The 9973-nt window shown below is 64.0% G+C and carries 9 protein-coding genes; 6 read left to right on the top strand and 3 right to left on the bottom strand.

The features are described from left to right. The 4 genes from EJK15_RS70650 to EJK15_RS17780 all read left to right on the top strand — a co-directional run. A partial coding sequence (locus EJK15_RS70650) for a hypothetical protein (protein WP_171074373.1) occupies positions 1 to 284 on the top strand: 284 nt, incomplete at its 5' end. Further along, the gene (locus EJK15_RS17790) at positions 281 to 715 is read left to right on the top strand and encodes a hypothetical protein (protein WP_138711557.1); all 435 of its coding nucleotides are present in this window, start codon (positions 281 to 283) and stop codon (positions 713 to 715) included. The genes EJK15_RS70650 and EJK15_RS17790, both read left to right, overlap by 4 nt. 94 nt (positions 716 to 809) lie before the next feature. Then, on the top strand, positions 810 to 1151 hold the full coding sequence (locus tag EJK15_RS17785; RefSeq protein WP_138711556.1) for a hypothetical protein: 342 nt from the start codon (positions 810 to 812) through the stop codon (positions 1149 to 1151). 70 nt (positions 1152 to 1221) lie between these two features. Further along, complete coding sequence (locus EJK15_RS17780; RefSeq protein WP_138711555.1) at positions 1222 to 4245, top strand: YfjI family protein; 3024 nt, start codon at positions 1222 to 1224, stop codon at positions 4243 to 4245. A gap of 1111 nt (positions 4246 to 5356) precedes the next feature. On the opposite strand, the gene EJK15_RS17770 is transcribed toward EJK15_RS17780, so the two are convergent. Further along, positions 5357 to 6163, bottom strand: a complete 807-nt coding sequence (locus EJK15_RS17770) for a DUF4231 domain-containing protein (protein WP_138711553.1) — start codon at positions 6161 to 6163, stop codon at positions 5357 to 5359. Between the two features lie 108 nt (positions 6164 to 6271). Beyond that, the gene (locus tag EJK15_RS17765; protein WP_138711552.1) at positions 6272 to 6958 is read right to left on the bottom strand and encodes a hypothetical protein; all 687 of its coding nucleotides are present in this window, start codon (positions 6956 to 6958) and stop codon (positions 6272 to 6274) included. 426 nt (positions 6959 to 7384) lie between these two features. Between EJK15_RS17765 and EJK15_RS70645 the strand changes: the two genes are divergently transcribed. After that, a complete protein-coding gene (locus tag EJK15_RS70645) occupies positions 7385 to 7561 on the top strand; it encodes a hypothetical protein (RefSeq protein ID WP_171074372.1) in 177 nt (58 codons plus the stop codon). A gap of 973 nt (positions 7562 to 8534) precedes the next feature. On the opposite strand, the gene EJK15_RS17760 is transcribed toward EJK15_RS70645, so the two are convergent. Further along, entirely contained in the window at positions 8535 to 8792 is a 258-nt protein-coding gene (locus EJK15_RS17760; protein WP_138711551.1) for a hypothetical protein, read from the bottom strand. Positions 8793 to 8932: 140 nt separating this feature from the next. Here EJK15_RS17760 and EJK15_RS17755 point away from each other — a divergent pair, with 140 nt between their 5' ends. Continuing rightward, the gene (locus tag EJK15_RS17755) at positions 8933 to 9922 is read left to right on the top strand and encodes a hypothetical protein (protein ID WP_138711550.1); all 990 of its coding nucleotides are present in this window, start codon (positions 8933 to 8935) and stop codon (positions 9920 to 9922) included. Positions 9923 to 9973: the final 51 nt, after the last annotated feature.

The following is a 9973-nucleotide window of genomic DNA, read 5'->3' as shown; positions in this document are numbered from 1 at the left end:
GCCCAGCCCCGCCCACGCGGAACACCCTCCCAGCCGTCGACCGCACCCCTGCGCCGGCCAACGGCACCGGGGACGCGCTCACCCTGCTGCGCGCTGTCGAAACCCGCATCAGCGAAGCCGAACAACGCGCCACCGACGCCGAGAAGGAGCGCGACGGAGCGATCGCCGAACGCGACCACGCCCTCGGCCTGCTCGCCGACACCATCGAGGAACGCGACGCCGCACTCACCGAACTCGGCCAGATCAACACCCTTTTCAAGACCATCACCGGAGGCCGACTGTGACCGGCGACGCCCGCGACGTCCACGTGACCGACCAGATTCAGGCCGCCGCCGACGACGCGCGCCGCATCTACGAATCCCTCTCCGACCCCGTCGCCCACCCCATCGTCCCCATCCACTCCGTCTGGGTCGCCACCGCAGTGACCGAATTCCTGGCCGTGTACGGGCCGGACCCGCGCGGATGCGTCCACCTCGACCACCCGCAACCCCTCTACGGGTTCGTCGCCGTGCCCGGCGGCGTGCTCTGCCGAGAATGCGTCAGCAACATCATCCAAGGCGCGAAGCTTGGCCGTTGCGACCACTGCGGCATCCACTGTGCCGCCCAAGAGCTTTCATACGGCCTGATCAACGGAGGAATCCTCACACTCATCTTCGTCCTCTGCCACCCCTGCAACTCCATCGTCGTGCCCGGCTACCCGCGGCCCGTCGTGTAGCTGGCGCAAGCAGAAACGCCTACCGTAGAAGGCGTCACCTCTCCCTCAGAGGCGTGACGCCACCTACGGACCACGCACGAGACGAGGGAGACGAATGACCGGTCCCGCTACACCCAGCCCCGACACCCGCCCCAACCACGGGGCCGGTGAGGTATGCGGCCACTACGACGACGCGACCGGCCGCCACTGCGGCGGCACCCCCGTCCGCCGCTACCTGCTCGGATGGCGCTGCGCCGCCTGCGCGCCCAACGCCGTCACCCGGCAGGGCGCCCCGCCAACGGGGACGCCCGTGATCCCGCTCCGGCTGCGCGAAGCGAACGTCACCGTACCCCAACCCCACCAGCTCAACGGGCGATGCCAGGGCTGCGGCTGGCCGCACGAACGGTACGGCCCGCAAGGCACCCCGCACTGCCTCACCTGTGCTGCCTGTCGCTGACCACACCCTTCGCACCACACGAAAGGCGTCGCCGAATGCACCTGCCCCCGCGGCCCTCCGGACGGCGCGTATGACGGTCGCCGCCGACCTCGACCAGGCCCGCGAATGGCTCACCCACCTCCACGGCGAATCGCCCGGCCTGATCAACGTGTGCGCCACCGGCGCCTGGGCGGGACGCTGCTTCGCCACCGACCCGGCAGGCGTCACCGCCGCCGTCGCCTACATCGACTGGCTCGACCAGCAGGGCCGCGAAGGCATTTACGCGCGGGTCACCACGCTCAGCCGCACCCCCGCGACCGGCAAACGCGGTGGCGCCGACATGTCGCTCGCCCTGCCCGGCATGTGGGCGGACCTCGACATCGCCGGGCCAGGCCACAAGCACAAACTCTGCCCCAGCGACTGCGGCAAAACCCACACCCACATCACCCGACCGCTGCCGCCCACCGAGGGCGACGCGCGACGCATCATGGCCGAAGCCGGGCTGCCCGAACCCACCCTGTGGATCCACTCCGGCGGCGGCCTGTACCCGTGGCACCTGCTCGACCGGCCCATCCAGATCACCGCCGACACCCTCGTCGACCTCGCAGACATGTCCGCCCGCTGGCAGCACACCATCGAGGCCGCCGCCAACAGGCTCGGCTACCACTACGGCACCGGCGTCGGCAACCTCGACCGGGTGCTGCGCATCCCCGGCACCCTCAACCGCAAAGAAGGCCTGGAACGCCCCTGCCGCGTCCTGAACTCCACCGGAGCCACCTACCGGCTCCGCGACCTGGCGCACCTCCTCTACCAGATCGACCTGCCCGAACCCCAGCCCGCAGCCGCACCCAAGCCGCGAACCGCCAGCACACCGCCCAGGCCCAAGCCGCGAATCGCCCGGCCCGCCGGGGCCGCTACGGCGGGCACGGTAGGCCCGTTCGACGCGCTCGACGAAGTGTGCGAATGGCGCGACCTGCTCGAACCGTGCGGCTACACCCATGCCGGAACCGAACGCGACGGCGCCGAACTGTGGCGCCGCGACGGAGCCACCTCCGCCTACTCGATCCGCTGCGGCCACGGCGGCATACCCGTCGCCGTCGTCTTCTCCGACGCCACCGGCCTACCCACCGGACCCGGCAACCGGCTCACCCACGCCCGCCTGTTCGCCCACCTCCACCACCACGGCGACGAACAAGAAGCAGCCCGAGACCTGATCGCCGCCGCCGCCGGCAACCCCCTCGCCAGCCTCGAAGCCCGCGCGCTGCCCGCCCGCATCCTCGACCACATCCGCGACAGGTGCGGCATCACACCGTGGAAGCCCAGCGAAACCTGGCGCGACGTGCCCTGGCCGGCCGACCACGCCAAACCGGACGCGCGACCCGAGCACCGCACCCAGCACAACCACGACGACCACGGCGGGGGAGAAGACGGCATGCAGGCAGGCGAGGCGGCAGCCGAACCGGGCACGACCGGCACCGGCGACGTACGCCACGTCATGGCCAACGCCGCCGACGCCGACATCCAACGCGGCGTCTACGCCAGCCGTGACCTGCTCAACGCAGCGCCATGGACAGCGCCCGGCCAGGACAGCGCACACGTCGTCCTGCCGCCGTTCCCCGTTGGCTGCCTGCCGGGCGATATCGGCAAGTTCGCCGAAGCGGTCGCCGTCTTCATGCAGGTACCGGTCGACCTGCCGTGTTTCGCCATCCTCGGCGCGCTCGCCGCGCTCGTCGGCAACCACGCCACCATCACCGGCAAATGGACCGAGAACGCCCTCAACCTGTTCCTCGCCGCCATCGCCGACAGCGGCGAAGGCAAGTCACCCGCCGTGGGCGCCGTCGCCGCACCCGTCTACGACCTCGAACGCCACCTCCGCAGCGACTGGGGCAACAACCACGGCGACGCCGCCGAAGCCCACGACATCGCCGTCAAAACCCGAGACCGGCTCGTCGCCAAAATCGCCGACGCCCACGGCGGGCAACGCACCAACCTGCTCGCCGACCTCGACAGCATCAAACAGGAAATCGCCGACACCACCCCGCCGCCCAAACCGCAGTTGCTCGCCGGAGACGTCACCCCAGAAGTGCTCGGCAAAATCATGCACCGCACCGGCGGCCACATCGGCATCATCTCCGCCGAAGGCGGCTTCCTCGGCACCCTGTCCGGCCGCTACAGCCGAGGCATCCCCAACCTGGAGCTCGTGCTCACCAGCTACGACAGCAGCGAACCGTACCGGCTCGAACGCATCACCCGCGACCCGTTCGAGGTGGACCGGCCGTCCCTCACCATCAGCCTCGCCGTGCAGCCCGTCGTCGTCGCCGATGCGCTCTCCAGCCCCGCCGTCGCCGACCGCGGCCTGCTCAACCGCTTCCTGTTCGCCGCACCCGAAAGCCTCGCTGGCCGCCGCGACAAGAACCCGCCAGACGTTCCACCCCACCTGGCCCGAGCTTGGCGAGAGGCCGTGTTCCGCGTCTACCACGCTGTGCTGCCGGACGGGACCGCGTTCGACGAGCACGGTCAGCCGCGCGAACCCGTCGCCATGCGGATCAGCGACGACGCCGAAGCCCTGCACCTGGGGTGGCGGATCGAGATGGAAAGCCGCGTCGACCCCGACAGCGGCGACCTGGCGCACATCAAGGGATGGGCGAAGAAACTGGAAGGCATCACCTACCGGCTGGCCGCCCTGCTACACCTGGCGGACGGGCGAGCCCCGCAGCAGGTGGTGGACCGCACAGTGATGGAGCACGCGCTCACCATCGCCGACTGGTCGATCGAGCACGCCCAAGCCGTGCTCAGCGGAGGCGCCGCAGGCATGGTCCCGGGTGGTGACGGGATGCTGGGCCGGGTCAGCGAAGCCGCCGGGCACGTCCTGACATGGATGCGCCGCAAGGCCGTCGCGGAGTTCACCGTCGAGCAGGTCCGGCAGGCGTTGCGGCGCCGCCCGTGGGTGTGCAAGCACGGGGCGAACGGTGTGCGTGCCGCGCTGACCGAACTGGCTCGGCACGGCTGGGTCGCGAGCGTCGAACGGCGCGACGGGCGAGGACGGCGGCTCCCAGACGGGCTGTTCGTGGCGCACTCGGCGGTGTCGGAGCTGCGCGACGCCACCTCGCTCTGACCACGATGGGTGTTGGTCTCTCACCAATGCGATAGGGCGCCATCCCGGTGAGTGACACCATGCTCGACCAGCGTCGATCTGGTCGGCATGACAGGGTTTGAACCTGCGACCCCTTGACCCCCAGTACGGCGGGGCTCATCGTTTGTGGAGGTCAAAGCCTCTTTGCGAGGCGCGTTCGGTGTAGCTAGGCGGAGCTTGTTCAGCGGTATGCACAGCGTGTGGTCCCCAGGTGGTCCCCCGCTTCATGATGTGATCACCCTGTGGGGGCGTCGCGGTGAAGAATCTGGGCCTTAGCTTGGTTGGTTGCCATTTTGGAGATTTATGAACACAGCTATAACTGTCGCCATCATCGCGGGGGCCGTGTCTGCATTGGGGTGGCTTGTTACTAGTATTCTTTCAAACAGAAACGAAATTCGGCGACGGCAGATTTCGGCTCGACTTGAGTATGTTCAGAAACAATTGGAAGAACTGTATGGCCCCCTTGCTTTTCTAGTATATGAGGGACGGTTTACTTGGGAGGACCTTCTCGCAACTCTAGGCAGACAGCACGTGTTTGACGGTGATCACATACCCGAGAAGGAGCTTCCTATATGGCTTCACTGGGTCGAGACCGAAGCTATGCCTCGAAATTTCGCTATTCAGGCTCTACTGGCTGGCAAGAGTCACCTAATCGAGGGATCAACAATTCCCAACTCCTATCTTGATTTTCTTGACCACCATAACTCTTGGCGCGTCAGGCATAGTCAATGGAAAGAACTCGGCACAACCTATTCGTGGCACTCTCGACGGAATTGGCCAGAGCAATTCGAAGCGGATGTAATCGAAATGTTCTGGAAACTCAGAAAGGAGTACGAGCAGCTTATCGGCGCCATCGGGCGTAAAGCTTGACGTTCCGGCTAAAGTGTCGGCAGATCACGACTCCCGGGCCAGGCGGAGGTACTGACCTTTCGATGCGAATTCGTGGCGTGAAGGTCGTTGAGGGGGTGGCGTAGAGGTCACGCGGGTTGTAGAGATCGTGAGCGGTTGCTAGTGGTCGGCATGGTTGCTGCACTTTGGTGCTGCACATGGCAAGTCGAACGCTGAGGTCTTCGAGCTAGGCGTTCCACGGCTCTCATGTAGGAGAGGAAGACTGCGTGTAGGTAAAGGTAAGCCTATCGGCTGACTGGTCGAGGTCCCGCGCGTGTGTGGCATGCTCGACGCGTATTTTCTCGACCTTCTTGACGAATTGGATTATGGCGTCGCCTGTCTCCATCGAGCCATAATCGTTGATAGAAAGGTCGAACGCTCTCATCTCGATCTCAATATCGTCGGCAGCCTTTTGGAGGGCCGCGCTTTTATCGTTGAGCTTGAAATAGCTAGAGACTCCAGCCGATACGCCAAGAAGCAGCGCAACTGTTGCGCCTAGCCAGCGACCCCATGGAAGATCCCCTGCGGCAGCGATTATCGTGGAAGTAATGACCGATCCGGCAATTACTATTGTTTGAAGTGCATTGTGGATATAGCGATATCTGTTGGCGCGAGTTCTGAAATGCAAAATCAGTTCAGGAAGAGAATCCTTGTAGCTTATATACCTGCTTTGTGGCGAGTTTACGGCTTTGGCTACCAGGCTTCGGAGAGCGTGCCTTAAGTCAACCAATTCTTGGCGCAGACCAAAGAGTCGATCGCGAAGTTCTAATGCTGCGGCTCCCCATGCCGGGCTAAATATTACCAGAATAGCCAAGAAGTTGCCCGTATTGTTAACAAGAGATTGATTCCGCACGATCAATCCTATTGTCAAAAAGGTGAGCGATCCAAGTATTGCACTAGAAACTACCGTTATAAGCGACATGTAAGAAAGGCGCCATTTTCTGAGATCATGTTGGATGGCAGCAGTCTTTTTGCGGGTCTCGTTGATTTCTGGAGTTTCGACATAATCCATTTCAGTGCGTCTCTTCCATCGATAAGCTCATATAGCTGGCGCTTCACGACCACAGGGGTGGCACTCAGGCGCCTCAAGATGACATCCCGAGATGTGGTACACCAAGAGCTACAGCAGCTTGGCTACCAATGCTATCAATCCTGCCCCGACGACTGTGGCGACAGTTCCACCAACTATTTGCACCATTAACGGTTGAGTGCTGATCAGTCGCCAGAGGCGCCGCCACCATGGATTGAAGATTATATCGTAGGCGCCTGAATCTATTAGCTCTTCTAGCTCCCGACTACTGTCTGCCATATCGGCGCCTTCAGATACTGATGGTTCTTGGAAAACTATTGATTGATGCGCGGTGCGCATAGCAACGAATGTGTCGACTGATTGGCGGAAAATGTCTTGCACTTTTCCGGGCTCATTCGCATCATCCGTCCTGATACGGAGATGAAACGATATAGCTGGCGCCGTCGGCGGCTTGAAGCCCGTGATGACAAAGGTCACGGTCGCTGTAGCGAAGTCCAAGGACTTCTCAAGTTTAACCAACTTGCTGTTAGAGCCAGTAACAGTAACCCGATGAGGTGGAAGGTGCGAGCCGGTCTTCTTGCCTATTTTGCGTTGGACCTTGATCCACTCAAGTTCCTCAAATATGCCCAAGCGCGTATCTACGAGAGTTAAGATTTTAGTGAGGTCGAAGCCACTCCAGTCTAGTAAAGCGTGGCGCACATGATGAACAGCGTCCCAGCATCCCTCACGATCAGGTAGTGCCACCGTGAAGGTCGTTTCGTACGGCTGCAGCTCCATAGAAACCTCACCATAGGATGCGGACGCAGTGCCCCCGCTCAACGAAACCGACCATACCTGTCAATTGGAAGGTCCGACAGGCAACTCCTGTCTCCAGGCGGGTGTTGAGATAATCTCCTCCTCGGGCAGGCATCGCCATACCTGACCAGCCGTGCCAGGGCAAGCCGCCGTTCGCGTGTACATGTTTCCGGTGACCTTCCTCGCGTTGGTTGTTCTGCCGGGCAGTAAGCGGCTTGCCCGGGCGCGGCTGGTCAGGTGTCCCTTGGGGTGACCGGCGAGGAGATGGCCACGCCGGTTCACCTTCGACAGCGCCCAACGATCTTGGGTCATCTCCGAGGAGGGCCGAGGTTTGGGGCGGAGTCCCATATTCCTTTCCATATCAACGGGTAGTTGCCTTGTGCGGCTGGTCCGCCATGGACTCTGATCGTGGCACTGCGGGACCTGGGCGACGTCGAAAAGGAGCGGGCGCCGAGCGCTGACCAGGTCTACATGTTCCGGATGTTCGGCTTTGCCGGCACGCGCGCCGCCGCGGCGGGACCGGCCGGGGAATCGCAGCTTGCCGCGAGCGGGCGTGCAGCTGCCAGGGCTTTGCTTGTCAGATGATCACGCGCTGCGGTCGCTGTCGACAAGCGGAGGAAGTAGAGGGATGGGCTTGGTAGGGCTGACGCTGGCCCCGTGAAGGTTCTCGATTGTCCCGAACCGGCTGGGGCCAAGAGAGGTTATCGAGTTGCCCTGCTGTCCGTCGCCATACTTCCCCTGCTTCCCCGTTGGGCTTCTATGGACGGCTGAAAGCCGAGACATCCGGTACATCCGGTACGCGCGTACCGACCTGTACCGGATGAGAATTCGGGGTCTGACCTGCGGAAACGTCGACATCCGGTACGTTCGGTACATCCGGTACGCATGTATGTGTCTCTCAGGAGTGCCGGGGGTGTGAGCGGGTTGACGGGTGGATGTTGTGAAGACTGTCCGTAACCACAAATGTCACTCTGCGCGTGTACCGGATGTGTACCGGATGAGCGTCCCGGCGTACCGGATGAGGCCTTGACGTACCGGATGTCGCTGGTCAAGGAGGGTTTACACGGGACATCCAGTAATAATAGCTATTTCAAGATCATTATTACTATAAGTATATATATCCTCCTCTTTCATCTACAGATAGTCATGGAGGGAAGGGGATCAAGACCCGAACCCCCGGATCCCATATGCATGCGTACCGGATGTACCGGACGTACCGGATGTCCCTCGGATGTCACCCAACGCAACCAGAGGCACGGGGCACGCTGTCCCGTCCGATGCGACGCAAGCAAGAGCGCTTGCTTTAGAGCCTTCACGAATGAGGCTGCACGGGGCTGAGGTGCACGCAGGCTGACGCCGGGGCGCAAGCTGACCCGATCCCTGCAAGCAAGATCACGGGAGTGCAGCGTGGAGTACGGGGACGCGAGAGCAAGATCATTAGCGAGGATTGGCGAAGCCCATGTTAGATAGTGCCGCTAGCGAACGCACAAGATCGGCTTAATGTACCTTCTGGTTAATTAGCGCGCCGCCGGCCTCGACGATGATCTCGCCCACCGCCCTACTCGGCCCCCGTGACCTGGGCACCCTCCGGGAAGCCGCCCCCCGGCAAGCGGGGCGCGAAGCCTGCCTCCCGCTCAATCTCGCTGATCACCTTCCGCCCGATCCCGGATGCGTCCTCGACCGCCTTCATGGGGATGTGCTGGCCGCGCGCCTTGGCGACCAGCTTGCGCCGCTCGGCCGCCGCCCGCTTGCCTGCCTCCACGCGCTCCCTGGCGTCGCGCAGTGCCGCCAGGATCTCCTCCTGCTCTGGTGTCATGACGGCAGACTATCGGAGGTGACGTTACATCCCGTTATCCAACCGTGATATCAGTTCACGTAACGTTACCTCCCATGTCAGCGATTACCAGGTGAAGGGCTCACACGCTCGGTGAGAGCCCCACCCCGAAGGGAGGGACCTTGACCGGTCCCAAGCTCGCACGATGGGTCAACGCGGTTGCCGCCGCGCTCGCCTCGTGCCTGATCGCGGCTGGCGTGTCCAGCGTCGCGTGGGCGGCCATACCGTCCACAGGCGCGGCACTGCCAGCGGCGGAAGAAACCGTGACCGTCACGCAGACGGAGACCATCACGGCCACGACCAGGGAAACCGCCACGGTCACCGAACGGTCCACGGCCACCACCACGGCAACGGCCACCATCACGGCGTCGCTCACCCCGTCGCCCGTGGTGACCACGGCCACCGTGACAGCCACCCCAACGCCCGCGCCCACCGTGACCAGGACCAAGACCGTCCGTGCCACGGTCACAGCGCCACCAGCCGCACCCGCTGCACAGGCCGCGCCCATCCAGCAGGCCAACCCGTACGCGGCGATGCCGCAGCAGGCCGACGCGCTGTGCGCGCTGGTCCCGTCACTTTGCCCCCCGGCCACGGGAGGCGGGCAGCGGACGCCATCGGCGAGCAGCACAGAGGACGCAGTCCGGTTCGTGGTTGCGTGCCCCACGCGCAACACGACGGGCAAGCGCCTGGAGTGCGCCAACGAGGCGGGCGACCTGGTCAACATGCTGCCTGACGTCGGCGGAAACGCCGCCGCTACGCCCGGTACGGCCATGAGCGGCGGCGGCCTCCCGTGGCAGTCGTACGCTGGCCTCGCCGTGCTGGCCCTGATCCTGGCGGTCATCGCCTGGCGCAAGCGCAACCGCAAGCGCCATGGGCGGCGTTCCGTCCGGGACCGCTTCTACTCCTCGGAGGACACGCAGGCCACCCCGCATCAGGCCAAGCCGGGCGGCCTGCCCAAAGGCGTGACCCGCTGGGAGGACCCGCACCCCACCCCCGCGCACGACACGCCAGTGCCGGAGGCGGCGGAGACCACGGTCCTTGACCAGCCCTGCCCCTGCCACCCGGAAGGCGTTCACCCGTCGCCTGGCGACCGCCCGGCAACCGACAAGTAACCCAACCAGGCGCGCCCCAACCCGGGGCGCGCCACCCCACCCGAAAGGCAG

It is taken from the genome of Nonomuraea basaltis (genome assembly GCF_005893125.1).
In the GTDB taxonomy this organism is placed as follows: domain Bacteria; phylum Actinomycetota; class Actinomycetes; order Streptosporangiales; family Streptosporangiaceae; genus Nonomuraea; species Nonomuraea basaltis.
Note: the sequence above shows the minus strand (reverse complement) of the source record. Positions and strands in the feature narration are given on the sequence as shown.